The following is a 24,556-nucleotide window of genomic DNA, read 5'->3' on the forward strand; positions in this document are numbered from 1 at the left end:
GGTTAAGCCGCGCGAAACAGCCCATGCAGCCCGAGCGGCGCCACGCCGCTCAGGCTTGCCATGGCGACGGGCCCCGCAGAAACATTCTGTGCATCGAACGCCGTCAATCTGGTGCAGCCGGCGTCCACATCGAATACCGTGCCGATCAGCCAGCCCTCGCCTTCACGGGCACTGGCCGAGGTCGGCACGAACACGTGCTCCTCCACCAACGTGCGGTGCCCAAAACGGTACTGCTGCACATGCCCGGAATCCGTATCCACGCGCATGACGGTGTCGAAGCCGTTGAGCGACTGCGGGCTGCCGCTGGACGCAGGCGCCGTGTGGGCCACCATGAACAACGCGTGATGGCGCTGCGCCGTGCGGCGTGTGTCGATCTTCGGGAATTCGGCTACATGCTCGGTGCTGAACTGCTCGGCGCGGCCAGTGCGCAGGTTCAACTGCACTTGCGTAAGGCGAGCGCCGGGCGACGGACGAATCTGCCCACGCATCAATTCACGCAGCGACGTGGTGACGACCGCGGCATCGTCCGAGCGGATGTAATCGAGATGGACCTCCAGCCCATCCGGTGACGACCACGCGTTGCCCAGATGGAAGACGAAGCCCGCCGGCAACTGCAGCCAGCGCATGCGCGTGACATCGTCCTTGTCTAGCACGAGCACACGCATGCCCAGCTCCGGCCGCCAGACATGGGAATCCAGAAACGACATGCCTGCGCGCGAGCGTTCCACGTCGTACACGAACGGCGGCAGCAGAAACACCAGGTGGCGCTGCGTCACGGCAAAGTCGTGCACCATCGCCACGTCCGGCACCTTGAGCGTTTCCACACGCTTGAGCGCACCGTCCGGGCCCACGCAGTAGACGGTCAGCAGACCGGCCGCGCTGCTCACGCCAAAATTCCATAGCGTGCCGTCGGATTCGACCTTGGGATGGGCGGAAAACGGCATGCCCTTGTAGTCGTCGCGCCAGGTCTGCACACCCAGCGTGCGCAGTGAATCCGGATCGACACGCGTGGCCGAGCCACCTTCCCACAGCGCGAGCATCTCGTCGCCATGCATCACCAGGCTGGTGTTGGCCACGTTGATGCTGTCGGGCGAAGCGACCGGCTCCATGCCGGGGTTGGCGGTGCCGAATGTCGCACGCAACGGCCGGCCGGCGGCGGTGTCGGCGACAAACTTGTCAGTGCGCACAAACACGCCGCGGTGCGTCACGCCCTGCTCGCTGATGTCGTATCGCTGGATCATGCCGTCGCCATCAAACAGGTGGTGATAACGCACGCCGCCGATCTCATGCCGCGCGGGGCCATTTCGGTAGAACGCGCCGTGCAACGCGGGCGGGAACCTGCCTTCCACCCGCAGCGCGCGAGTCGGCATGTCGGCGCTGACGCCCTGGTAACCCGCCAGCCACGGATACTGCGCGCGCGCCGCTGCAAACCCCGCAGCCCATGGGTCCGGGGTGGCGGCCATTACATCGGTCAGGGTCAAGCCAAACGGTGCGGCGCCCAAGGCCGCAATGAAGGATCGGCGTTGCATGACGGGGCCTCGCTCAACATCAATGCAAGTGAATCGTCACGCGCTGGTCGCCCTGCACGTCGATGGCGGCATCGTCAAATGCGGGCGGGCCGAAGCGGCCGCGGGCATCGCGGCTAAAACCGTAAGGCTCGATGAGAATGCCAGCTGGGTTGGTGCCGAGCTTGGCGTCGTTGTTCGCGTCATGGAAGACCGACAACGCATAGCGCCCCGCCGGCAAGTCCGGATACACGAAGGTGACGCTTGCGCCGGACACGCTATCGAGCGCAGCGATGTCAGCCCGGATGGCCGAATCGGCCTTGAGCCAGCCCGCGGCGTCGCGGAACATCGCCGCACGCACCGCGCCTTGGCGCCCTTGCGCGCCCTCCACCACCACAGTCAGCGTGGCGGCTGAGGCACTTGCGGCAAGTGCTGTCAGCGTCAGGGCCAGCGCAAGGCGCGGCAGAGAAAACATGGCAGTCATGAACGTCTCCTGAGTGGCCGGCGCGGCGTTGGCAGGCCGGCGGTCAGGAGGCAATGTAGGCGCAGACTTCGTGGCAGTCAGCGCGGATGCGACGAAGCGCGAATGCCGCGGCGCAAACGAGCGCTTGCGGGCGATGAACGCATCACAGCAGCTTGAAGGGATCACGCCAGAGGTACTGACTAAAACGCCCGCGGGGTCGGCGGGCGTTTTGTGGGTCGTGCTAATGCGGCAGGCTAGACAAGCGGTGCTCGGCCAGCAGCACGCTCGCACTCAAGGCAAGCTGGGCGGAGATGAAGCCCTCGGGCATCTCAACGTCTTCCCAGTCACACACGATGTTGCCGGCGCAACAGACCTGGAAACGGGCCGTCCACCGATGATCGTCGCGTTGCAGCGGATCAACGACGATGACATGCGCTCCATGTGTCACTTCCTGAATCGCCATTGTGGTTCCCCCGTTCGTGATCGTTGGGACTCCACCTTAACAAAGGCCCGTGACACAAATCTGTCCGCCGCTCACCTACAAATGGGGGAGGGCGCACCTCAACCGACCAGCGGATCGGGCCGCGCAGACGAGCGCGTGCCAGGCAGCGGATGATTATCGGGGCCGTAGTACGTAAACACCGCCGAGAACTTGACGGCGCCCGTCTGGTTGGCGCGGGCTGCGTGGAAGGTGTTGCAATGGAAGAGGAGCACGTCGCCGGGCAGCAGCGGCACAGGGCGCGCGGTGTCGATCAGCGCACGGTTTTCTGGCAGCTCCTGGCGCAGGAACAGCTTGGCGTCGAACCGGTCGGCGGGCAGGTCAAGCGTGTGACTGCCGGGGATCACCCACAGGCAGCCGTTGTCGACCGTCTCTTCCACCAGGGCCAGCCACGACGACACCAGCTCGTTGCGTGCGAACGACCAGTAGCGGCTGTCGCGGTGCCAATGCGTGGCGGTGCCAAACGCGGGGTGCTTTGTCATCACGCAGTTATGGTGCGCGAGAGAAAGATGCACGGGGCTACCAATCAGTTGGGCAATCGCGCCGGCCACGCGCGGGTCGCGCGCCCATTCCGTATAAGGCGTGCCGCGTGAATCGGCGTCGAGCAGGCGGCGCACGGTCTGCCCCCCCTCGGCGTCGCGCGAGACGGGTGCCCCGGCATAGCCGACGTCGGTTTCCAGTTCCACCGGCGCTTCAGCGCGGGCCAGTCCGTCCTGCGCAGCCGCAAGCAACGCGGCGCTCACTTGCTGGCTGACGAAGCCGCGCAACACGACGTAGCCGTGCTCCTTGAAAAAGGCTTGCTGCTCGTCGGAAAGCGGGCGGGCGTGGGTGGCGGTGGGGGCAGACGCGGACATGGTGGAAAGAGCGTACGGAGACGGCGAAAGACAACGAGTGTAACGCGCTGCCGTATGCGTTGCAGACCCGCCCCACGGCTGGCCTGCTCAGGATCAAACGCAATGCGCGTTGTCCTGGTCGGGCTTCACTAAAGCTCTACCAAAACGCCTGTTGGCCCGACAACCGGAAGTATTTTGCGATCACCATCAGGCCGAGCAGGCGTTCCTGGTCTCGGTTCATGAATTGCGCCACCCATCGATTGGCGTTGCGCACGATCGCCAGTGCATCGCCAGGGTGCTTCCGGTAATGTTCCATTTTCTCCTGGAGGTCCGAATAATCGTCCTTCAGCAAAACATAATGCACATCCGGAATCAACCTGCCCTCCATGAACCATGTCTCATATCGAGGCCGCCGCATGAAGCAAAGCGAGTTGGAGGACATGATCCATTTGAGGTTCGTGGCAACGTCGTTCCCCTCGACGCTCACGATGAACTTATATTGCAGTTGCTCGGCAATCGTCATCGGTGACTTGTAGGTCGCCTTCCCAAGTTCCGATTTTCGAGTATCGCCAATGTCAACGTTTGCCAAGTCGTGACAGCGCTCGACAAACGCTTTGCGATGTTCCTGATGGCACGGGCCCCGAAAAACCGCCATAGGCTTCTTGTCGTGGAAATCGATCTTGTCGCGTGCCAGCGAAAAATGCCGGATGGCGTCCAATTTCAAGAGAATCCCATTATGGGAGCTGCTCTTGATGGGACGGCTTTTCACGAATGCCGGATGGGTCGGCTCGGCAGTCACGTCGCCGCAGTCGTAGTCAAAGCGGTAGCCCGGACCAAAATAGTCCATCAAGTCGACAAGATCATAAAAATAGGTGCTTCCTATTTCACAATCCTTGTCGACGACGGTGCTTGTCGAGGATTTCAACAAGAAATTCGAATACTCCACGGCATTGCGGCTCGGGTCGAATGACTCCGAAACCGAGTTGTAATAACTCAGTCGATCGATGACGTCCTGCATGCCACTGTGGCCGCCTTTTCTTTTCAGGAGAGCCTCGGCTCTCCCGTTCTTTGTGGCGCCCGCCAGAAAATGGCTCGAAGCATTCGAAAAGTAATACCAGAATTTTTTTGCAGAGACTCTGCTCAAGCGGTATTTGAAATGACGCATGAACCAAAAGATGCCGCGAAAATTTAAACCCGGGGTGTCGCCTCTCGAGCGAAATGTTCCAGCCCCCTACACGCAGATTCAAGTGGCATACGATCCACTTCTGCTCGCCGCTGACACACGTGGCGGCCGATCGCGCATCTCCCATCACCGCAGGACAGCGCCTCGACCCCGTTTGCCCCTCGCATTCGCGGCGGCCCTCACTTTACCGTAAGTATCTTGCCGCTCATTGCGTTTCTTGGCGCCGCGCCGGCCGCTTCGGTCGTGGTCTCGTTTGCCACAGCTTGGCTGTTGTCATGACGTAACACTTTGCCGTCGTCCGAGGCCGACGAACCATGTCGGCCTCGGGCACTGCATTGACGGAGCGGGCAGACAGAAGACCCCGGCCCTCGCGTTATTGCACGTCCAACGCCGTCACGGTCAATGCGCCGCTCACCTTCTCGGCGACAAAGCGCACTTTGCTGCCAACGTGCACTTTGGTGAGCATGGCCGGGTCCTGGACTCGAAACACCATCGTCATGGGTTCCATACCGAGATTCTCAAGCGGGCCGTGCTTGATGGTCAGCTTGCCCGCAGCGGTGTCGATCTTCTTGATCTCACCTTCTGACATCGGGGCGGCAGCGGTAGCCGCAGGGGCGGAAGCGGCATCTTCGGCCGCGTGAACAAACGGTGCACCGGCCAGCAGCACGGTCAGCATCAGGGCGTAACGAAACATGTTGGGCTCCTTGTTCAAAGACGGGGTTGGGTATCAGGATTTGTTGCCGCGCACCTGCACGGCGCCGTGCATGCCGGCTTCGAAATGTCCGGGTTGCAGACAAGCAAAATCGACGGAGCCGGTGCGCGTGAAGTGCCAGACGATCTCACCGCGCTGGCCTGGGTCAACGGTGACGGCGTTGCCGTCGGCGTGCTCCATCTCGGGGTGCCTGCGCATCTGTTCGGCGTGGGCGAGGAGGTCAGCCGGCGTGCCAAGCGTCATCTCGTGCCGCACCTGGCCGCTGTTGACGACCTCGAAGCGGATGGTCTCGCCGCGCTGCACTGTGATCTGCGCGGGCGTGAAGCGCATGGTGTCGGCCATGTCGACGCGCACGGTGCGGGTGATGTGGGCAGCGTCGCCGGGTTCGCCGATGGCTGCGTCGCCATGGTCATGCCCGCCGGCGTGACTGCCGGATGCGTGAGCGATGGCGGCCATCGACATCAGCGCGGCCAGGAAGGTGGAGCGGATCGGATTGCGTTGCATGTTGGTTCTCGTATTGGGTGTGGATTCAGGCATCGCTCAGTCGTCGATGCCGCTGCCGGTGTATTCGTAGGCGACGGTGCCCTTGGGGTGCTTGTACCAGCCGGGGTCTGCATAGCTGTTGCGCGGCAGATCGCGACGCACCTTCATCACCGTGAACATGCCGCCCATTTCGATGGCACCGAATGGGCCCTGCCCCGTCATCATCGGCAGCGTGTTGTCGGGCAACGGCATTTCCATCTCGCCCATGTCGGCCATGCCGGCCTGGCCCATGCCCATGTAGTCGGGCACCAGCGCGTTCATCTTCTTGGCGAGATCCTTCTGCTGCACGCCGATCATGGTCGGCACGTTGTGCCCCATGGCGTTCATCGTGTGGTGCGACTTGTGGCAATGAAAGGCCCAATCGCCAGGGTTGTCGGCGATGAACTCGATGGCACGCATCTGGCCCACGGCAATGTCCGTCGTCACCTCCGGCCAGCGCGCGCTGGGCTGCACCCAGCCGCCGTCGGTGCCGGCCACTTCGAAGGTGTGGCCATGCAGGTGCATCGGGTGGTTCGTCATCGTGAGGTTGCCCATGCGGATGCGCACGCGATCGCCAAGGCGTACGGGCAAGGGGTCGATGCCGGGGAAGACGCGGCTGTTCCACGTCCACATGTTGAAGTCGGTCATCTGGGCCACGCGCGGCGTGTATGACCCGGGGTCGATGTCGTACGCGGCGAGCAGGAAGACAAAGTCGCGGTCCACACGGTGCTGCGCAGGGTCTTTCGGGTGCACGACGATAAAGCCCATCATGCCCATCGCCATCTGCACCATCTCATCGGAATGCGGGTGGTACATGAAGGTGCCGGACTTCTTCATCTCGAACTCGTAGACGAAGGTCTTGCCTGGCGGGATGTGCGGCTGCGAGAGGCCGCCCACACCGTCCATGCCGGCGGGCAGGATCATGCCGTGCCAGTGCACCGTGGTGTGCTCGGGCAGCTTGTTGGTGACGAAGATGCGCACACGATCGCCTTCCACACATTCGATCGTCGGGCCGGGGCTCTGGCCGTTGTAGCCCCACAGGTGGCCCGTCATGCCGGGCGCAAACTCGCGCTCGACCGGTTCGGCCACGAGGTGGAACTCCTTCCAGCCGCCACGCATGCGCCACGGCAGCGTCCAGCCGTTGAGCGTGACGACGGGGTTGTAGGGCCGGCCGTTGGGCGGCGCGAGCGGCGGCTGTGTGGCGGGCTTCGATTGCAGCGGCGCTTCAGGCAGCGAGGCAGCGCCGGCACGCGAGACCATCGCCGCGCCCAGCATGGCCGCGCCCGTGCCGCCGAGAAATTGACGTCGGGAAACCATGTTCAGTGTCCTTCAGGAGAATTGGGCGCAGGCGCTGTCGCGTTTGCTTCAGCCAGCGGCAACTTGCCGCCCAGCGCCATCTGCAGATCGGTCTGCGCAATCCAGTAGCCGCGCAGCGCGTCGATATAGCCGTTGACGGCATTCACCTGCTCGCGCGCATCGGCCAACAGCTCGAACACGCTCACGAGCATGCCGTTGTAGCGCAGCAGCATCTCGTCGGAGATGGTCTTGCGCAGCGGCACCACCTCGTCGCGGTAGTGGCGGCTGAGGTCATATGCCGTCTGATAGCGCACGTACGATTCGCGCACTTCGGAACGCGCACGCACCGCCGTGTCGGCAAGCTGATCGGCGGCCTGCATGTAGATCGACTGCGCACGCGCTACGCGGGCGCCGCCCCAGTCGAACAGCGGGATCTCGATGCCGATCTCGTAGCCCGTTTCGCGTGGCTCATTGGATTTGCTGTTGCGCACGTAACCGAGGTCGAGCACGTTGATAAAGCGCGTTGCCTGTGTGAGCCCCAGCGACGACGCCAAGCCCTCGACCTGCAACTTGCCCGCCTGGATGTCGAGCCGGTTGCGCAGCGCGTAGGCCTCGATCTGCTGCAGCTCGGGGCGATCCTTCGGCAGGTCGGGCAGCCGCTCCGGCAACTTGAAGCCGGTATCCGCGCCCCACACACCAAGCATGCGGATCAACGCCTCGCGCTCCGCCTGCGCCTGCTGACGCGTGCGCGCAAGGTTGGCAGTGGCTTCCGCATAGAAGGCTTGTTCTCGTGCACGATCAAGCTTGCTGAAGTTGCCGGCCGAAGCCAAGCGCTTGGCGAATTCGGCACCGGCTTCGGCGGCTTGCTGAACCTGCTCCGCATAGCGCGCGGATTGCTCCGCCGCCACTGCATTGACGTATGCGCGGCGCGTATCGGCTGCCACCTGCAGCATCTGGTTGGCGACCAGCAGCTTGGTCTGCTCGAAGTAACGGCTTTCGATGCGCGTGGCCATCGGCAGCGTCAGCAGGTTCAGGAACGACAGCGAGAACGTGCGCTCGATCGACAGGTCATCACCACTGCGCGTGCGTTTGAAACTGAAGCCGGGATTCGGCAAGCGGCTGGCCTGCACGAGCGCGGCTTCGGACAAGCCCAACTCCGCATATGAAGCCTGCAGGCCACGGTTGTTCAGCAACGCGATCTGCACGGCGCTGTCCATCGTCAGCGGCTGGGCGAGCAGCTCGCGCGTGCGCTGCGCGGCGCTGTCGCGGGCTTCTGGTGAACGCTGCCACGTGGCGTCTTTGCCGAGCCTATCGCGCGCCACATCGGCAACGGTCTTGAAGCCGCTGTCTTGCGTGATGGTGGCGCAGCCGCCCAGCAGCAGCGTGGCGGCCAGCGCGCACAGGGCGAGGCTGCGTGTGGATGGTTTGAGCACAGCGCCTCCTAGTGGTGGTGCATGCCGGGCATGGACCCGCCGGCAGGCTTGTTGGAGGTGGCGGCTGGTGCGCTCGCTGGCATGGCGTGCCCTGCGTGGCCGCCTTCCGCAGAAGCGTCTGACTTGGGACTCACGGCAGCGTTGGTCTCGCGCCAGGGTGCGGGGCCGGTATCGCGATACGCGTGGTAGCTGTCGAATGTGCGCGGCGCGGCTACAGCCGGCACAGCCGCTCCCGCATTCAGTGGATCAGGCGGAGATGCCGCTGGCGCAGACGCTGCGCCCTGCGCCAAAACCCATGGCGGCGCCAGCGTCAGCAGTGCGGCGGCCAAGAACCATCGTGTGGAAAGCATGAGAAACCTCGATCAAGCGTGATGACGTACGGCCGCGTGTGGTGCACGGAGCCGCAGAACCAGAGGCCAGCCCGTTCTATGGACGGACTGGTGGCGTCAAACGCGAATCGAGGGTGGACGTTGCAGCGCTTCGGGAATGAAGCTGCGGAAGGAAACAGCAAGGCCGCGCGGCGCAGCGGCCGGCAGCTTGATCAGCGGCACGCCAAGGCTGGCGGCCAGGGGAACCACCGACCCGAGCGAACAGGTCGCGCAGATCGGGCAGGTCTTGCAGTGCGACTGCGCCGGCGCTTTCGGCTCGCTGTCGGCAGCCATGGCGTCTTCGTGCTCATGGCACGCGTCGGACATGACGGCGCCGTCATCCGGCATTGCCATGGCAACCATCGCATCGTCCATTGCACCGCCGCGCGCCATCATGGTCGTCGCGGCAAACCCTTGCAGGGGCAGTGCCAGGACAACCAGCCAGAGCAGGAGGCGGGTCAGCAATCGGTGCATGGAAGACAGGACGGGCTGAAAATCGTTTGCTGCGGAAACCGGTAGTGTAGCGCGATGCCATCAAATTTCGCGCGACGCAGCACAAGATGAGTCGAGCGCGGCACAATGGCGGCCTGCTGCGTACCCATTTCTGCGCGCACTGCTTTCCCATCATTCCAGCATCAACGCCCCCATGAATACGCAATCCCACCAGCTCAGCATGACCGTGCTGATGACGCCCGACATGGCCAATTTTTCCGGCAACGTACACGGCGGCCACATCCTCAAGTTTCTCGATCAGGTTGCGTATGCGTGCGCGAGCCGCTACGCCGGCCGCTATGTCGTGACGCTGTCGGTGGACCAGGTGGTGTTTCGCCAGCCAATTCACGTGGGAGAGCTGGTAACGTTCCTCGCGTCGGTCAACTACACCGGCCGCACGTCGATGGAAATCGGTATCAAGGTTGTGACGGAGAACATCCGCAACCAGGTCGTGCGCCATACCAACAGCTGCTACTTCACGATGGTGGCGGTGGATGACGAAGGCAGACCGGCCGACGTGCCGCCGCTGGCGCCCGCCAACACCGAAGAAAAGGAACGCTTCGAAGCCGCGCAGCAGCGCCGCACGCTGCGTCAGGAAATGGAAGCACGGCACAAGGCAATCAAGGCAACCTACAGCACGCCAGTTTCGAGCAACTGAGCTGCCTGCCTACGCAGTCAGCAAAGGACTGCGAACCGCGTGGTATCGCGATCGGGCATCGTTATCCACAGGCTTACCCACTGTTTCTGTGGATAACGCGCCGTGCCGGTGTTGCGCAAACGCGCTCGACCTCCACGCGACCTACGGCTGAGGAAGCCCGTGCAGAAACGCCAGCACGGCGTCGTTGAACAATGCCGGTCGCTGCAATGGCGCGAAATGGCTCACACCGGGCAGCAACACAAACTGCGCTTCAGGGATGGTCCGCGCGAGATACTGCGCGTGCTCGGGCCGGATGAATTCGTCGTGCTCGCTCTGCACGATGGTCACCGGCACCCGGGTGGCAGCAAGCTCTTCGGCTGTTGCATTCGGCTGCGTCTGCATCATTTCGGTGACAGCCGCGACAAATGCATCAAAGTCGTCGGGTGTGGATGACAGCGCGGTGTAATCCTTTCGGTGGCGCGCAAAACAGCGGTCGATGACGGGCGTGGACTCAAAGGGCTTGGCGCCGCTTGGGTCCATGTTGCAACCAAAGAAGAACACACCCGCCGCGCGTTCCGGCGTCTGCATGGCCAGGGTGAGCGCAACGCAAGCACCGTCGCTCCAACCAATGAAGGCGGCGCGGTCGATACGCAGCGCATCCATGACAGCCCGCACGTCGGATGCCATGCGCGTGTAGGCGTAAGGCTGTGCGTCGCGGGTGCTGCGGCCGTGCCCACGGCTATCAATGACGATGGGCCTGTAGCCCGCACTAATGAGTGCCGGAACCTGATAGCCCCAATTGCCGCTATGGCCGAGCCCGCCATGCAGCAGGATCACAGGCCTGCCGACGCCAAAGCTCGCATACCAGATGTGGGCGCCGTCGTGCTCGACATGGCCTTGCGCAACGGCGGCCGGCAGCGGTCCAGCACCGTGGGCGGCAAAGCGTGTCAGATCGTCGTCGGAGGCGCTCATGTCGATCAGGTATCAGCCGCCGTAGCCAAGCGCAGAAAACTGCTGCTTGAACCACCAGTAACAGAGCGCTGCGGCGGCCGCAAAGATGGCCACGAGCCCCCAGCCAAGCGGCGTGAGGCGTTTGCGTTCGGCATCACGGTAGGCCAGCTTATCGCCGCCCACCAGAAACGCCAGTCCGAACACCAGGCAAGCCGGCACCAGCACCATCGCCTTGAGCGAGTAGCGCACCGTAGGCGCGCCCGCCTGCGCCTGGTGCAGCGGGCCGAGGATGAAGAACCAGCCGATCACCGCGCCAGTGATGAGCACCAGCACACCGCCCAGGCGGGTCTTGAGGTCTTGAGACATGAGGAGTTCCGAGGGATGGGTTGGCCAGCGCCGTGCGACTACGCCACCTGCATGCCCCCGCGAGAATAGGGAAGCCGCTCAGGCCGTGCAACTTGTGTTAAGCCCGTTAACACAAGCCGAAGCACAAGCCGAAGACCCAGCCCCGACTACCGCGCCTCTTCGATTTGGATACCCAGCTCATTGAGCACCTCACGGGCCGAACGAAACGCCTCGATGGCCGCCGGCGCGCCGGCATAGATAGCGCTATGCAGCAGCACTTCGCGGATCTCCACTGCCGTTGCGCCGTTGTTGATGGCGCCGCGCACATGGCCCTTCAGTTCAGTGCTGCGGCCAAGCGCGGCAAGCATGGCGCACGTGCAAAGGCTGCGCGTCTTGAGGTCGATGCCGTCACGCTGCCACGTGCTGCCCCAGGCATGCTCGTTGAGCCAATCCTGCAGCGGTGCCGAGAACGCATCCAATCCGCTCATCGCACGTTCAACAAATGCGTCGCCCATCACCTGTGCGCGGCGTGCGCGCCCGGCCTGCTTGTCTTGTTCCGACACGATGCTCTCCTCCGTTTTGAAAAATCACGTCGATCAGGCTGGCTTGACCAGGAACATCATCAGCGCCGTACCCAGCAGCACTGCGCAGAACGCCAGCCGCAAACGTCGCGCTGAAAATCGATACGCCAAGGCCACACCCCACGACACGCTGACAATACCGCCGGCTGCCAGCGGAATGCCCGTTCCCCAATCCACATGGCCGGCATGCGCATACGTGGCAAGTGCGATCAGCGAGCCCGGCACCACCAGTGCGAGCGCCATGCCCTGGGCGCGTGTCTGCGGCATGCCGAAGAACGTCACCAGCGCCGGCACCACCACCAGCCCACCGCCCACCGTGAAGATGCCCGACATTGCGCCGCTGGCGATGCCCATCAATGGCAGCGCGGCGGCCGGCATGGCATGTGGGGCAGCGTGCGCGGCATCACCGGCATTCGGCTTCTCTTTGAGCTGCGAGGCAAAGTACACCGCCAGCATGATCAGGAATACCGCAAACGCCGTATGCAGCAGATGCGCGTCCAGTCCGGCAGCAAAGCGCGCAGCAACGTAGGTCGCCGCCATCGAGAACACGCAGATCAGCGCGACGGAGCGCAGATGCACCGGATGCCGCTGGTGATACCGCCAGAAGCCGATGAGCACATTGGGCGCAATCATCACCAGCGCAGTGCCCTGCGCGAGGTGCTGGTCCATCCCGTACAGATAACCGAGCACAGGAATGGCGATCAGCCCGCCGCCGATGCCGAGCAAACCGCCTGCCACGCCGAGACCCATACCGAGCAGCAAATTGATCAGGCCCGTAAGAACCGCGTGAGACGTCATGCCGACAAGAAGAAGGAAGCAGAAAGAAACGCGGCGGCGCGCTGTATCTGCTACAGCGCGCCGCCGAAAATGAGCGTGAAATTGTAGCGCTTGCCGCGCCGGGCAAGGTCTAGGCGAGATGCGCAGCGAAGCCTGATTTCTCGGGAGCGATCTCGGCCCGCAGCGTGAGCGCCGGGATCTCGTATTCACCGGCATTCTGCTGGCGGAACGGGATCGGCGCGGCGGTGAACAAGGTGTCGAGCCGCTCGCCCAGCGACTGGGTGGTCTGCGCAAAGCGTGCCTCGTCCATGCGGCCGGTGCGGTAGCTCACGAATGGCGGCACCACATCAAAACCGGGGTAGTACAGGATGCCGTGCTGGATCGGGAACAAGATGTCGTCGATCGGGCCGTTGATGCCGCGCGGGCTGTAGTGCGACTCCCAGCCGCCCGTGGTGACGATCAGCATGGCGCGTTTGCCGGCGAGCTTGCCTTCGCCGTAGCGGTCACCCCAGTGGGTGTCGGAGTGCTCGCCAACGCCATAGGCAAAGCCATACGCATAGACGCGCTCGACCCAGCCCTTGAGGATGGCCGGCATCGAAAACCACCACAACGGAAACTGCAGGATCACGGCGCCGGCCCATTGCAGCTTGGCTTGTTCGGCAGCAATGTCGGCGGCTTGCAGGCCATTCTCGAACGCGTGCTTGGAATCCAACGACGGGTGGAAATGCGGACCGATCGGCCCGACAGTGCTGTCGCTCGCATCCAGCGCGGCCTTCCATTGCATGGCGTACAAGTCCGATACCTGCACGGCGTGACCGGCGCCTTCCAGACGCTGGACGGCAAAGTCCTTGAGGGCGCCGTTGAGCGACTTGGGTTCGGGATGGGCGTAGACGATCAGGACATTCATGGTGGCAACTCCAAATAAGGAATGGCTCAAGAATGCGGCGCGTCCAGGTATATTGGAAATAAATTATCAATATTCCAGGCATAGCCATGAATAATCTCAGGCGGTTGGACCTGAACCTGCTGGTGACGCTCGATGTGCTGCTGACCGAGCACAACGTCACACGTGCGGCAGAGCGGCTGAACTTCTCGCAGCCTTCTGTGAGCGTGCATCTGGCCAAGTTGCGCGACATCTTTGGTGATCCGCTGCTGCTGCCGGGCCCGCGCGGCATGCGCCCAACCGCCCGCGCTGAAAGCTTGCGCGAACCGCTGCGGCTGGCGCTGGAAGCGCTGGAGCAGGCCGTCGCGCCCGCCAGCCCGTTCGACCCGGCCCAAGCCACCAACACCTGGCGCGTGGCCGCCACGGATTACGGCGAATCCACCATCGCGCTGCCGGCGCTGAACACCCTGCGCACAAGCGCGCCGGGCACACGGCTCGCTATGCTGGAACTGGTGCCCACGCGTATCGAAAAGCAAGCCGAGCAAGGGGAGATCGATCTCGCGTTCCACACCACAGACGGCGCACCACCCGGCCTGCGCCGTCGTGCGCTATTCACTGAACGCTATGTGCTAATCGGCCGCGCTGGGCATCCGCGCCTGAAGCGCAAGCCGACGCTGGCGCAGTTCTGCATGCTGGATCACGTGATCGTGTCGCCCGACGGCGGTGGCTTCTTCGGCGTGACAGACGAAGCCCTGAAGGCAGCCGGTGCCACCCGGCGCGTGGTGCTGTCGGTCCCGCACTTCCTTTTTGTGATGACGGCGGTCGCCAGCACTGACATGGTCGCCATGCTGCCCGAGCGGCTGGTGCGCGGGGCCAGTGCACTGCAGGTGGTTGAACCGCCGGTGGACGTGCCCGGCTATGAGATGTCGATGCTCTGGCATGAGCGCATGCATCGAGACCCAGGGCACCAGTGGCTGCGAGACGTGATTGCGGGAGCGGTCTAGCCGGCCGCCCCCAACGCCATCACGGAAAGAACTACAGCCCGACCTTGGGTGCAGTGAAGATCAGACGCAGCCCGAGCGCACCGATCGCCACGGCCGCCACGCGATCGACCCAGGTCTTGGCACGCAGGTACATCTCACGCGGCACCCGGCTCGAAAAACACAGCGCGACGATGGTGTACCACCCGAACTCGACCAGGAACACCAGCGGCGGCAGCACGAAGTAGCACCACACCGGCGGATGCTGCGGCAGCAGCGCGGCAAAGATACTGCCGTACCAGATGGCCGTCTTGGGATTGCTCATCTGCGTGGTGATGCCGGTCCAGAACGACTTGCGCGCGCTGCCGGCTTGCTGCGTCAGGCGATCGTCCATCACCATGGGCAGCTTGGCGCCGCGCCAGATCTTCCACGCCATGTAGGTCAAATACGCGCCGCCGGCAATTTTGAGGCCGATGTAGAGCCACTCCACGGCTTGCAGCAACGTGTAAAGCCCCGCCAAGGCCAGGCCGCCGAAGAACAGGGCGCCGGCGCCCATGCCAAGTGCAGTGGCCAAGCCGTCGCGGCGCGACAACCCGATGGCATTGCGCGCCACCAGCACAAAACTCGGCCCGGGAATCATCGCGCCCAGCAACAGCGCGACGAGAATGGCAAATACGGCGGCAGATGCAGTCATCGAGAGTCTCCTTTTGTGGGCGCAGAGGTTCACAAATGCAGACCGCGATTCTGCCACGCCGACGGGGCCAGCGTCGGCCTGGGTGGCAAGGCAGCGGCGACACCTCTGCCGCCGCCCACGCTGCCCTTACTTGCACTGCTGCTTGTTGATCGACACGTCATTCAAGTCGGCGGCGGTGTAGAGCGCCGGCACGTTCGGGTCGCCAGCACCCGTCATTGCCGCGTTCAGAAGCGCCAGGGCCTGGAGGTGGCCAGCTTCGCCGCTTGAAAAGCGCTGCTGCGCCGATTTCGATGCGTTGTACATGCCGTTGCACAGGAGCGCCTTGCGGAAGATCTCCAAAACCGCGATCCGTGCAGCGTACGTCTCGCGCCGCTCAGCGGCTGTGGCGGGCGCGTGGTTGATCTTGGCGTACTGATTGGCGCACTGCGTGCCGAGAATTGGGTACGCATCCTTGATGCCGTCGCATGTTGCGACGGTCGCGGGCGGCGCAGCCAACGCGGCCGTGGCCGCCAGCGACGCGATCAGGGACACCACCGCCAACAGCACGATACGGATGACAAGCACATTCGAGCGGATGTTCATTGCAGGTTCTCCTCAGTCAGATACGTGGACAAAAAACACAGCGGCAACCGGTAGCGCTGCGTGGACTGACGATACGGGCGGGCTCTACGGCGGCGGAATGCACCAGAGGTTCTGGCGCAAGTCAGGGGAAACGCGGCATGGGAGGAATGGCGGCCAGACGTCCGTGCTTCATTGGCGTCGATGGTTGATTGCCATGGCAGCGCGCAGCGTGGGGTCCCGACAACGCTTCATGCGGCAGCCGCGCCGTTTGCGCAATCTCAGTTTGCCGGGCTGGCGCGGCCCCGGTAGAGTCTTTCCCCAATGGGTTCAGACCCAGAGGTCTGGGCAAAACCGGAGTGATCCGGCGACGCAAAGCTACAGGGACTTCTCTAGACGAAGTCAGCCAGTTGCCTGCCAACCCGCAAACGGGGCGGGCCTGATGACACACGCAACGAACCGCGCGGTCGGGGGCACATAATGAAAATGATTCAAACGGGGGGGCGTTCGCCCGCATCCGCCACGCTGGCCGTGGCATCGCAACTGGGCAACGCAAAACGCAGGTTGGCGCGCGCCGCATGTGCGGCTTTCGCCCTGGTGTCGGGCGCGCTGATGGGTGCACCGCATGCCAGCGCTGAAGGGCTGCTTGTGCCGTCCTACATCTATCCGTCGGGCACGGGTGCCACGCAGTGGAGTTCGCTGGCCACAGCGGCAGCGTCGGTGCCGACCACGGTCATCCTCAACCCGAACAGCGGCCCTGGCACGACGCAGGATGCCAATTACGTTGCCGCCGTCGCCAAGGTGCATGCCGCTGGCGGCAAGGTGATCGGGTATGTGTCCAGCTCGTACACCAACCGGTCGTTGTCGGCGGTGGTGCAAGACATCAACACCTACCAGGCGCTGTATCAGGTCGACGGCTTCTTCATCGACGAGATGACCGCCGACAGCACAACCGCGCACATCCAGTTCTACCAATCGGTCTACAACTACATCAAGGGGCTGTCGCCCAACTACACGGTTACGGGCAACCCGGGCACCAATGTGCCGGAGATCTATGCCAGCCTGCCGGTGGCCGACCAGCTCGTCGTATTTGAAGACAACGCCAAGCACTACGCCAACTATGCGCCCCTGGCGTGGCAGGCCAACTATCCGACTGCGCGGTTTGCGCACATCGTCTACGCCGCGTCGGCCACGCAGATGCAAACCTTCGTTCGCAACGCATCGAGCAAGGGCGCTGCCGCCGTGTTCATCACAAACAAGACGCTGCCGAATCCGTACGGCGCGCTGCCAACCTACTGGAGCCAGGAGGTATCTGCCGTAGCGGTTGCCCCGTAACGGCATTGGCGTGACGCGCGCCGCATGTGCGGGCTGATGCTCCGCACATGCTTTATATTCGGGCCACATCGCATCCCTACCCTTCGCCGCCCGCCGGCGTTGAGGCAACAACAAGGAGAACTCCGTGGCCCTGTCTTCCAACAAGCTGCCCCCGTGGACAATCGCTGCCCCGCTGCTGGCGTGGGTGGTGTTGGTTGGTGGCGCGTTCATGACGCCCCCAGGCTGGCTGATCGCGCTGATGGCGCTTGCGCTGGCCGGCGCCGTCTTTGCCGCCGTCCACCACGCCGAAGTCGTCGCGCACAAGGTGGGCGAGCCCTTCGGCACGCTCGTCCTGGCGATTGCCGTGACCGTGATCGAAGTCGCGCTGATCGTCTCGGTGATGCTCTCTTCCGGTCCAGAGAAAGCGGGATTGGCCCGCGACACCGTGTTTGCGGCGGTCATGCTCATCTGCAACGGTATCGTGGGCGCTTGCCTCTTCGTAGGCGGCCTGCGTCATCGTGAGCAAGCCTTCCAGGCGCCGGGCGCCACCGCCGCGCTGGCCGTGCTGGCCGCGCTCGTCACGCTGACCATGGTGCTGCCCAACTACACGAGTTCCACGCCGGGGCCTGTCATGACCTCGTCGCAGCTGGCCTTTGCCGGGGTGACATCGCTGGTGCTGTACGGCTGCTTCGTCATCGTGCAGACCATCCGCCACCGCGACTACTTTCTCGTCGACAGTGCCAACGAAGACGTACACGCCCCGCCGCCGCCCGCACGCGTCGCGGCGCTCAGCGGGGTCTTGCTGATGGTGTCGCTGGTGGCCGTCGTCGGTCTGGCCAAGGTGCTGTCGCCTTCGGTGGAAGCCGCCATCCTGAACGCAGGCGCGCCCCCCGCGACGGTCGGCATCGTCATCGCCGCGCTGGTGCTGTTGCCGGAATGCCTGGCCGCCCTGCGCGCCGCCAATGCAGACCGCATCCAGACAAGCCTGAACCTCGCACTGGGCTCGGCGCTAGCGAGTATCGGCCTGACCATCCCGACGGTGGCGGCCGTGTTCATCTGGATCGGCCGCCCGCTCGAACTGGGTCTGGGCCCGAAGGAAATGGTCCTGCTGTTCCTGACGCTGATCGTGTCGTCGCTCACGCTCGGCAAGGGCCGCACAACCATCCTGCAAGGGGTCGTGCATCTGGCCATCTTTGCGTCGTATCTGTTTCTATCGATCGTGCCCTGAGCGGCACGCACGGTAGCGGGTTGATGTTTGGGGCGCCGATTGGCGCCCTCGTTTTTTTTTGGCGCCATGCCCGGCGTTACTGCACCGGCTCCATGCTTTGCAGCAACGTCGGAATCAGCTCCGACACCGTCGGGTGAATGTGCATGGCGCGGCTGATGGTCATGTAAGGCGCCTTGGCATACATCACGTCGAGGATCGAATGCACCGCCTCGTCGCCGCCCACACCCAGGATCGACGCACCCAGAATCTCGTGCGTTTGCGCATCGACCACCACGCGCATGAAGCCCTGGCTCTCGCCTTTCTCCACCGCGCGGCCGACGCGCGTCATCGGGCGGTTGCCGACCAGCAGCCTGCGCCCCGATTGCCTGGCTTCCGAGAGCGACATGCCGACGCGCGCAAGCGGCGGATCGATATACATGGCATACGCCTGGATGCGGTCCGACACCTTGCGCGGATCATCGTCGAGCAGATTGGCCGCGACGATCTCGTAATCGTTGTAAGCCGTGTGCGTGAACGCGCCACGACCGTTGCAATCGCCCATGGCCCAGATGCCGGGCACGTTGGTGCGCAACTGCTCGTCAACGCGGATAGTGCCGCGCTTGTCGATTTCCACACCGGCCTTGTCGAGGCCAAGATCATCGGTATTGGGCACCCGCCCCACCGCCATCAGCAGATGCGAGCCCGACACCTCGCGCGCGCCGCTGCTGCAGTCCAGGCCAACCACCACGTTGGCGCCATCGCGCCGCACGCTCAGGCAATCGGCGTTGACCTGCACGTCGATGCCCTCGCCCTCGAGAATCTCGCGCACCGCCTGCGATACGTCTTCATCTTCGCGGGCGATCAGGCGCGGCCCTTTCTCGACAATCGTCACGCGCGCACCGAAGCGGCGAAACATCTGGCCGAACTCCAGCCCGACGTAACTTCCCCCAATCACGACAAGGTGCTCGGGCAAAAAATCCACGTCCATCATGGTGGAGTTGGTGAGAAACGGCACCTGATCGAGCCCAGGCATGGGCGGCACCAACGCCCGGCCGCCCACGTTGATGAAGATGTGTTCGGCTTCTAGCAGTTCGTTGCCGACGCGCACGGTGCGCGCGCTCTCGAAGCGGGCGTGGCCCTGAAAGACAGTGCCGTGCTCCAGGCCGCGCACCCATTGCTCAACGCCATGGCTGGAGCGGCCGGAAATTTCATCCTTGCGGGCCTTCACGCGCTGCATGTCGACGGTGACGCCGCCGTTGATCACCACGCCGTATTCAGCCGCACGCTGCGCCATGCGTGCTGCATAGGCGCTGGCCACCATCGCTTTCGTGGGGATACAGCCGGTGTTGACGCACGTGCCGCCAAAGCGGCCGCGCTCGATGATGGCCACCTTCATGCCGGCGCCAGACAGGCGCGCCGCTAGCGGCGGGCCGGCCTGACCGGTGCCGATGATGATGGCGTCGAAGCGTTGCGTCATGGCGCTCTCCTTCGTGTGCGGGCCAATCGCGGCCGTCTCGGTATGGTAGGCGGCGCACGTGGCAACGGCGAGCCGCGGCGACTGTTTTGGCCGACGCAGCGGGCGACACACGCGGACAGCGCCGTCGCCGTAAGGAAAGCAGGAAAGCGGCCGTGGCGCTCAGCGGCGAGCGCAACGGCGCATCAGATCAATGGTGGTGATGGTGCTTGCCGTGGCGACGGTAGCCGCGGCCGCGGTCGTCGCGGTCGGAATACGAATTGCGCTGTACGTTGCCACCCAGGGCTGCACCCGCGCCGCCACCCAGGCCCGCGCCCACGATGCCGCCCGTACGGCCGCCCATGGCATTGCCAGCAGCCGCGCCCACGCCGCCGCCCAGTGCGCCGCCCACGATGGCGCCCTTGCGCTCGCGCCCGTTGGCCGTCAATGCGCCGCCGGCACCGCCGCCCACAGCACCGCCGATGACCGAGCCGGTCGGACCGCCCAGCGCGCCGCCCACGGCCGCCCCGCCCGCGCCACCCAGCGCGCCGCCCAGCGCATTGCGCAAGTCGTCCGCCGCTGCGGGCAAAGCCGTCAGACCGGCAAGCGTTGCCACAATCAGGGCCGGTGCAATTTTCTTCAACATGGTGTTCTCCTTATGCGCAAATGCAGGATGCGGCACTCAAATCAGCACTGAGGGGCCGATCCGGGCTCGATGAGTTCGGGGCGAAGAATACAAGTCGCGCAACAGGGCGGGTTAAACACATTCGTCAATCTCGTAACAGAATGTTGCCAGTCCAAGCATGCCCCTAAGCCATTGATAAGACAGACAGACCAGGAGAACCCATGCCCAGCTACATCGCCTTCCTGCGCGCCGTGAACGTGGGCGGCACCGGCAAACTGCCCATGGCTGAACTGCGCGCGATGTGCGAATCGATCGGCCTGACCGGCGTACGCACCTACATTGCGAGCGGCAATGTGGTCTTTCAGAGCCGGCTGGCGGAAGCGACAGTCAAGGCGAAGCTGGAACGCTGCCTGGAGAATTACGCCGGCAAACCCGTGGGCGTGCTCGTGCGCACGGGCGCGGAGCTGGCAGCGGTGCTGGAAGGCAATCCATTCAAGACGGCTGCGCCCAACCGGACGGTCGCGATTTTCCTGGATACGCCGCCGCCCGCCGATGCGTTGGCCGCAGCCACCGGCTGCCGGACGGAAGAGATGGCCCTGGGCACGCGCGAAATCTACGTGCACTACGGCGACGGTATGGCCAATTCCAAACTGAAGATCCCCGCCGCCAAAACGGGGACGGCCCGCAACATGAACACCATCGCCACGCTGGTCGACTGGGCAGCCGACTAGCGCCGGTCATTGCGCTGCCGATTTGCGCTTGGCCATGTGGTGCAAGTACGCCAGCAGATCGTTGAGTTGCGCATCGGACAGCGTTTTCTCGTCGATGGCCGACATGCGGGCGTTGGGCCACCAGCGCAGCGATTGCGGATCGCGGATCAGGTGGCGCAGCTTCTCGTCGCCCAGGTATTCGACCGGGCTGTACGGCACGTTCAGGTCGGGGCCAAGGTTGGCATCGCCGGCGCGGTTGAGCGTGTGGCACGAAAAGCAGACGCGCTGGAACGTGGCGAATCCGCGCATGACGGTGCCATCTGCGGGTAGCCCGGCCGCCGGGCGGATGGCCGCGAAGCGCTCGCCGGGCAGCGCGGCAATGTCGATGCGCACGATGCTGTAAGTCCACAGGCTTTCGTTCACAACCGATGCCTTGGCGGGCGGCGCCGTCCAGATCAGGCGGAACGGGCCGATGTCCTGACCCTTGAGCGTGGGCCACGGCGCGGCCGGGTCTTCCACGGCAAGCCAGGCGCGGGGCCCGTCGGCGCGATCCCCTAGCAGCAGGCGCATCGGCAGGTGCGAAACGTAGCCGTCGCTGGCGGCGGTGGTGGCGCTGGCATCCGGGCTGACAGTCTGCCCACGGAACAGCTCCGTCACCGGGATCGCCTTGAAGGTCAGGCGGCGCTTCAGGTTCTGGTCTTCCACCGTCACGCTGGTCAGGTGCGGATCGTGCAGCAATGCATCGCGCGACACCGTGCGGTGCTGCGTGCCGATGTTGACGGTCAGCGTCGCGCCGTCATCCGGGGTGTCAGCCGCATGGGCGCCGCCGCCGAACGCTGCGCATGCGCAGAGCGCCCATCCGGCCATCGTTGCAAGCCAGTTCTTCATGAGGTCTCCTGTGGGCAAATTGGGCCATTTCGTTGCGACGAGAGTGTAGGCAAGCGCACGAGGTTTGGCACGGTTTTCGTTATCGATACAACTGTGCTTCCACGCGCTGCCTGACGGTCTGCAACGCGGCATCGAGCCGGTCGAGCGCGACGGAGCCCAACGCCAGCCGCAGCGCATGCGGCACCTGCTTTGACGTCGCAAACGGCTCTGCGGTGGACACGGAGATGCCATCCTCCTGCAGCGCCACGGCCACACGGTCGGCGCGGACCTCGGGCGGCAGCGCAAGCCATACAAAATACGACGCAGGATGCGTGACCAGCGTCAGGCCAGCCAGCGCCTTGCGTGCAATCGTCTGGCGCGCTGCGGCATCGCGCCGCTTTTCGGCTTCCAGGCGGTCGACCGTGCCGTCGGCCAGCCATGCGCATGCAAGGCTGGTGACGATGGCCGGCGTGTTCCACGTCGTGGCGCGAATGGCGCGTTCCAGTTGCGGCACCCACGCAGCCGGCGCGGCAACGAAGCCGAAACGCAGGCCGGTGGCAACGCTCTTTGATAGGCCCGAAATGTAGACGGTCGATTCTGGCGCCAGCGCGGCCAGCGGCACGGGCGGGTTGTCTTCCAGAAAGGCGTAGGCCGCGTCTTCCATGGCGATGAGGCCGTGGCGGCGCACGATGGCCGCCAGTTGGCGCCGCCAGCCAATGCCGCTCACCCAGCCAAGCGGGTTGTGCAGCGTCGGCATGACGTAGATGGCGCGCACACGGCGCCGTGCGCAGAGCCGCTCCAGTGCATCGAGGTCCAAACCCTGCCCAGCTGCAGCCAGTGGCGCCAGTTCCAGATGCAGCATCTCGGCAACGACCTTGAAACCGGGATACGTCAACGCGTCCACCGCAACCACATCGCCGGGCTTGAGCAACGCCATGGCGGTCACGGCCAGACCGTGCTGCGCGCCGTCGACTACGAGCACGTTGTCCGGCGCGACGGGCAAGCCGCGCTGTGCCAGGTGGCGCGCCACGCAGGCGCGTTCATGGGCGCGGCCTCCATGCGGCGCGTAGCGCAACAGCGCATCCAGATCGCCGCCGGCGGCCAGCTTGCGCAGCGCACGGCTCAGCAGCCGGGCTTGTCCGGGCAGCGACGGATAGTTGAAGTTCAAATCCACCACGCCGGCGGCCACGGCTTGCTGGTCGATACCGAGGCCGCGCGGCAGCGTGTTCTCGCGCACGAAGGTGCCGCGCCCCACTTCGCCGCTCACCAGGCCCATTGCTTCAAGCTCGGCATACACGCGCGTGGCCGTGACCAGCGCAACGCCGTGGCGCTGGGCCAGTTGCCTGTGCGTGGGCAGGCGTGTGCCGGGCGGCAGACAGCCGGTGCGGATCTGCGCGGCCAGTTCGTCAACGAGCGGCTGGTAGCGGGCTTGGGTCATGTCTGGGTGTACTAAGGACAATTTTTTGATTGTATTGCCCTGTGCCCCTAGCATGCGATCTATCCCAACGCGACAGCACACCGATCATGCACATCGCCATCCTCACCTTCGATGGGTTCAACGAGCTGGATTCGCTCATCGCCTTTGGTGTGCTTCATCGCATCAAGAAACCGGACTGGCGCGTGAGCCTGTGTTGCCCACACGCCGAAGTCACATCGATGAACGGCGTGACGATGCATGCGCAATCGATGCTGGAAGACGCACGCACCGCAGATGCCGTGCTTGTCGGCAGCGGCATCCGCACGCGCGACGTGGTGGCCGATCCGGCTTTGATGGCGCGGCTGGCGGTCGATCCGTCACGACAATTGATTGGAGCGCAGTGCTCGGGCACGTTGGTATTGGCCAAGCTGGGGCTGCTCGGCAACGTGCCCGCCTGCACAGACCTGACCACCAAGCCCTGGGTGCAGGAAGCCGGCGTAGAAGTGCTGAACCAGCCGTTCTACGCCAACGGCAATGTGGCGACGGCGGGCGGATGCTTTGCTTCGCCGTACCTGGCGGCATGGGTGATTGCGCGCACAGAAGGCGTGGAGGCCGCTGCCGAAGCGCTGCACTACGTCGCCCCCGTCGGCGAGAAAGAAACCTACGTGGAAAACGCCCTGCGCAACCTGCGGCCTCACCTGCCTGGCTGATCGCGGATGCGTTGGCCAGCCGATAGACTGGACGGCCCCTTCACGCATCGCAGACACGCGATCAGGAGTCACTTCTTGAACACGCTGACGACACTGAAGACGCTGGCCCTTCCCGTTACCGTTGCCGTTGCGCTGCTGGCCCACAGCGCTGGCGCGTTTGCAGCCGAAAGCCTGGCCAATGGCGTCAAGCGCCGCGCGCCGCAGGGCATTTCCACCAAGCTCTATGCCTGCGTCGACAAGGCCCCCGACAATCCGGACGCAATCGGCGCATGTCTCTCCGCAGAAAAGACCGCGCAGGATGAGCGCCTGGACCACTCGTACAAAACGCTCTTGAGCAAATTGACCGGCAAGGCGAAAGACGCACTGGCAAGCTCAGAGCAAGCGTGGCAGGACTTTCACACCAGAACGGCTGCCCTTGAGACCGCCATCTACGGCAAGGACAAGCTCGACGATCTGCAGCGCCTGGAGAACGAAGTCTTCCGCCTGAGCGAACGGGCCAACGCGCTCGACAAGTATCTGGCCGCGAAGGGGCAGTAAGCCG

29 protein-coding genes and 1 riboswitch are annotated in these 24,556 nt (G+C 64.3%); of the genes, 7 read left to right on the forward strand and 22 right to left on the reverse strand.

Annotated features, from left to right (window positions below):
* Positions 1-2: 2 nt before the first annotated feature.
* The 11 genes from NKG59_RS03745 to NKG59_RS03795 form a co-directional block, all read right to left on the reverse strand.
* On the reverse strand, positions 3-1,529 hold the full coding sequence (locus NKG59_RS03745) for a carotenoid oxygenase family protein (protein WP_253535394.1): 1,527 nt from the start codon (positions 1,527-1,529) through the stop codon (positions 3-5).
* A 19-nt stretch (positions 1,530-1,548) separates the two neighbouring features.
* Complete coding sequence (locus NKG59_RS03750) at positions 1,549-1,989, reverse strand: DUF2141 domain-containing protein (protein WP_253535396.1); 441 nt, start codon at positions 1,987-1,989, stop codon at positions 1,549-1,551.
* 220 nt (positions 1,990-2,209) lie between these two features.
* Entirely contained in the window at positions 2,210-2,431 is a 222-nt protein-coding gene (locus NKG59_RS03755; protein ID WP_253535398.1) for a hypothetical protein, read from the reverse strand.
* Positions 2,432-2,529: 98 nt separating this feature from the next.
* The gene (locus NKG59_RS03760; protein WP_253535400.1) at positions 2,530-3,321 is read right to left on the reverse strand and encodes a phytanoyl-CoA dioxygenase family protein; all 792 of its coding nucleotides are present in this window, start codon (positions 3,319-3,321) and stop codon (positions 2,530-2,532) included.
* 136 nt (positions 3,322-3,457) lie between these two features.
* The gene (locus NKG59_RS03765) at positions 3,458-4,465 is read right to left on the reverse strand and encodes a glycosyl transferase family 90 (RefSeq protein WP_253535402.1); all 1,008 of its coding nucleotides are present in this window, start codon (positions 4,463-4,465) and stop codon (positions 3,458-3,460) included.
* Between the two features lie 391 nt (positions 4,466-4,856).
* Positions 4,857-5,177, reverse strand: a complete 321-nt coding sequence (locus NKG59_RS03770) for a copper-binding protein (protein ID WP_253535404.1) — start codon at positions 5,175-5,177, stop codon at positions 4,857-4,859.
* A gap of 33 nt (positions 5,178-5,210) precedes the next feature.
* Positions 5,211-5,699 (reverse strand): cupredoxin domain-containing protein, encoded by a 489-nt coding sequence (locus NKG59_RS03775; protein ID WP_253535406.1) that lies wholly within the window; start codon positions 5,697-5,699, stop codon positions 5,211-5,213.
* Between the two features lie 36 nt (positions 5,700-5,735).
* On the reverse strand, positions 5,736-7,034 hold the full coding sequence (locus NKG59_RS03780; RefSeq protein ID WP_024978253.1) for a copper oxidase: 1,299 nt from the start codon (positions 7,032-7,034) through the stop codon (positions 5,736-5,738).
* A 2-nt stretch (positions 7,035-7,036) separates the two neighbouring features.
* Positions 7,037-8,446: a TolC family protein gene (locus tag NKG59_RS03785; RefSeq protein ID WP_253535408.1), complete on the reverse strand. Its 1,410-nt coding sequence runs from the start codon at positions 8,444-8,446 to the stop codon at positions 7,037-7,039.
* An 8-nt stretch (positions 8,447-8,454) separates the two neighbouring features.
* A complete protein-coding gene (locus NKG59_RS03790; RefSeq protein WP_253535410.1) occupies positions 8,455-8,796 on the reverse strand; it encodes a hypothetical protein in 342 nt (113 codons plus the stop codon).
* A 96-nt stretch (positions 8,797-8,892) separates the two neighbouring features.
* Positions 8,893-9,288 carry a DUF2946 family protein gene (locus tag NKG59_RS03795; protein WP_253535412.1) on the reverse strand — a complete coding sequence of 132 codons (396 nt, stop codon included), beginning with the start codon at positions 9,286-9,288 and terminating at the stop codon, positions 8,893-8,895.
* 172 nt (positions 9,289-9,460) lie between these two features.
* Between NKG59_RS03795 and NKG59_RS03800 the strand changes: the two genes are divergently transcribed.
* Positions 9,461-9,964 (forward strand): acyl-CoA thioesterase, encoded by a 504-nt coding sequence (locus NKG59_RS03800; protein ID WP_045205430.1) that lies wholly within the window; start codon positions 9,461-9,463, stop codon positions 9,962-9,964.
* A gap of 141 nt (positions 9,965-10,105) precedes the next feature.
* Here the strand turns inward: NKG59_RS03800 and NKG59_RS03805 are convergent, their stop codons facing one another.
* From NKG59_RS03805 to NKG59_RS03825, 5 genes are all read right to left on the reverse strand, one after another.
* A complete protein-coding gene (locus tag NKG59_RS03805; protein ID WP_253535415.1) occupies positions 10,106-10,915 on the reverse strand; it encodes an alpha/beta fold hydrolase in 810 nt (269 codons plus the stop codon).
* A 12-nt stretch (positions 10,916-10,927) separates the two neighbouring features.
* A complete protein-coding gene (locus NKG59_RS03810; RefSeq protein ID WP_253535417.1) occupies positions 10,928-11,260 on the reverse strand; it encodes a hypothetical protein in 333 nt (110 codons plus the stop codon).
* Positions 11,261-11,406: 146 nt separating this feature from the next.
* Positions 11,407-11,802, reverse strand: coding sequence for a carboxymuconolactone decarboxylase family protein (locus NKG59_RS03815; protein WP_253535419.1), 396 nt, complete (start codon positions 11,800-11,802; stop codon positions 11,407-11,409).
* A 33-nt stretch (positions 11,803-11,835) separates the two neighbouring features.
* Positions 11,836-12,618 (reverse strand): sulfite exporter TauE/SafE family protein, encoded by a 783-nt coding sequence (locus NKG59_RS03820; protein WP_253535421.1) that lies wholly within the window; start codon positions 12,616-12,618, stop codon positions 11,836-11,838.
* 109 nt (positions 12,619-12,727) lie between these two features.
* Positions 12,728-13,504 carry an NAD(P)H-dependent oxidoreductase gene (locus tag NKG59_RS03825; RefSeq protein WP_253535422.1) on the reverse strand — a complete coding sequence of 259 codons (777 nt, stop codon included), beginning with the start codon at positions 13,502-13,504 and terminating at the stop codon, positions 12,728-12,730.
* Positions 13,505-13,590: 86 nt separating this feature from the next.
* Here NKG59_RS03825 and NKG59_RS03830 point away from each other — a divergent pair, with 86 nt between their 5' ends.
* Positions 13,591-14,484 (forward strand): LysR family transcriptional regulator, encoded by an 894-nt coding sequence (locus tag NKG59_RS03830; protein ID WP_253535423.1) that lies wholly within the window; start codon positions 13,591-13,593, stop codon positions 14,482-14,484.
* A 31-nt stretch (positions 14,485-14,515) separates the two neighbouring features.
* Here NKG59_RS03830 and NKG59_RS03835 read toward each other — a convergent pair whose 3' ends face one another.
* Both NKG59_RS03835 and NKG59_RS03840 read right to left on the reverse strand, forming a co-directional pair.
* Positions 14,516-15,154, reverse strand: a complete 639-nt coding sequence (locus NKG59_RS03835; RefSeq protein WP_024978243.1) for a LysE family translocator — start codon at positions 15,152-15,154, stop codon at positions 14,516-14,518.
* A gap of 126 nt (positions 15,155-15,280) precedes the next feature.
* On the reverse strand, positions 15,281-15,736 hold the full coding sequence (locus NKG59_RS03840; RefSeq protein WP_092974869.1) for a hypothetical protein: 456 nt from the start codon (positions 15,734-15,736) through the stop codon (positions 15,281-15,283).
* A gap of 313 nt (positions 15,737-16,049) precedes the next feature.
* Positions 16,050-16,130: riboswitch (cyclic di-GMP riboswitch) on the forward strand.
* Between the two features lie 62 nt (positions 16,131-16,192).
* Between NKG59_RS03840 and NKG59_RS03845 the strand changes: the two genes are divergently transcribed.
* A complete protein-coding gene (locus tag NKG59_RS03845; protein WP_045205437.1) occupies positions 16,193-17,047 on the forward strand; it encodes a spherulation-specific family 4 protein in 855 nt (284 codons plus the stop codon).
* 124 nt (positions 17,048-17,171) lie between these two features.
* On the forward strand, positions 17,172-18,254 hold the full coding sequence (locus tag NKG59_RS03850) for a calcium:cation antiporter (protein ID WP_253535424.1): 1,083 nt from the start codon (positions 17,172-17,174) through the stop codon (positions 18,252-18,254).
* A 76-nt stretch (positions 18,255-18,330) separates the two neighbouring features.
* On the opposite strand, the gene NKG59_RS03855 is transcribed toward NKG59_RS03850, so the two are convergent.
* Both NKG59_RS03855 and NKG59_RS03860 read right to left on the reverse strand, forming a co-directional pair.
* Complete coding sequence (locus NKG59_RS03855) at positions 18,331-19,710, reverse strand: FAD-containing oxidoreductase (RefSeq protein WP_253535425.1); 1,380 nt, start codon at positions 19,708-19,710, stop codon at positions 18,331-18,333.
* A gap of 187 nt (positions 19,711-19,897) precedes the next feature.
* The gene (locus NKG59_RS03860) at positions 19,898-20,332 is read right to left on the reverse strand and encodes a hypothetical protein (protein WP_045205440.1); all 435 of its coding nucleotides are present in this window, start codon (positions 20,330-20,332) and stop codon (positions 19,898-19,900) included.
* Positions 20,333-20,532: 200 nt separating this feature from the next.
* Between NKG59_RS03860 and NKG59_RS03865 the strand changes: the two genes are divergently transcribed.
* Complete coding sequence (locus tag NKG59_RS03865) at positions 20,533-21,042, forward strand: DUF1697 domain-containing protein (protein ID WP_253535426.1); 510 nt, start codon at positions 20,533-20,535, stop codon at positions 21,040-21,042.
* A 6-nt stretch (positions 21,043-21,048) separates the two neighbouring features.
* Here the strand turns inward: NKG59_RS03865 and NKG59_RS03870 are convergent, their stop codons facing one another.
* Complete coding sequence (locus NKG59_RS03870) at positions 21,049-21,909, reverse strand: c-type cytochrome (protein WP_253535427.1); 861 nt, start codon at positions 21,907-21,909, stop codon at positions 21,049-21,051.
* 79 nt (positions 21,910-21,988) lie between these two features.
* Positions 21,989-23,326 (reverse strand): aminotransferase-like domain-containing protein, encoded by a 1,338-nt coding sequence (locus NKG59_RS03875; RefSeq protein ID WP_253535428.1) that lies wholly within the window; start codon positions 23,324-23,326, stop codon positions 21,989-21,991.
* 86 nt (positions 23,327-23,412) lie between these two features.
* Here NKG59_RS03875 and NKG59_RS03880 point away from each other — a divergent pair, with 86 nt between their 5' ends.
* Both NKG59_RS03880 and NKG59_RS03885 read left to right on the forward strand, forming a co-directional pair.
* Positions 23,413-24,015 (forward strand): DJ-1/PfpI family protein, encoded by a 603-nt coding sequence (locus NKG59_RS03880; RefSeq protein ID WP_253535429.1) that lies wholly within the window; start codon positions 23,413-23,415, stop codon positions 24,013-24,015.
* Between the two features lie 75 nt (positions 24,016-24,090).
* Positions 24,091-24,552, forward strand: a complete 462-nt coding sequence (locus NKG59_RS03885; RefSeq protein ID WP_253535431.1) for a lysozyme inhibitor LprI family protein — start codon at positions 24,091-24,093, stop codon at positions 24,550-24,552.
* Positions 24,553-24,556 lie beyond the last annotated feature (4 nt).

It is taken from the genome of Ralstonia chuxiongensis, from assembly GCF_024158925.1.
Taxonomy (GTDB): domain Bacteria; phylum Pseudomonadota; class Gammaproteobacteria; order Burkholderiales; family Burkholderiaceae; genus Ralstonia; species Ralstonia chuxiongensis.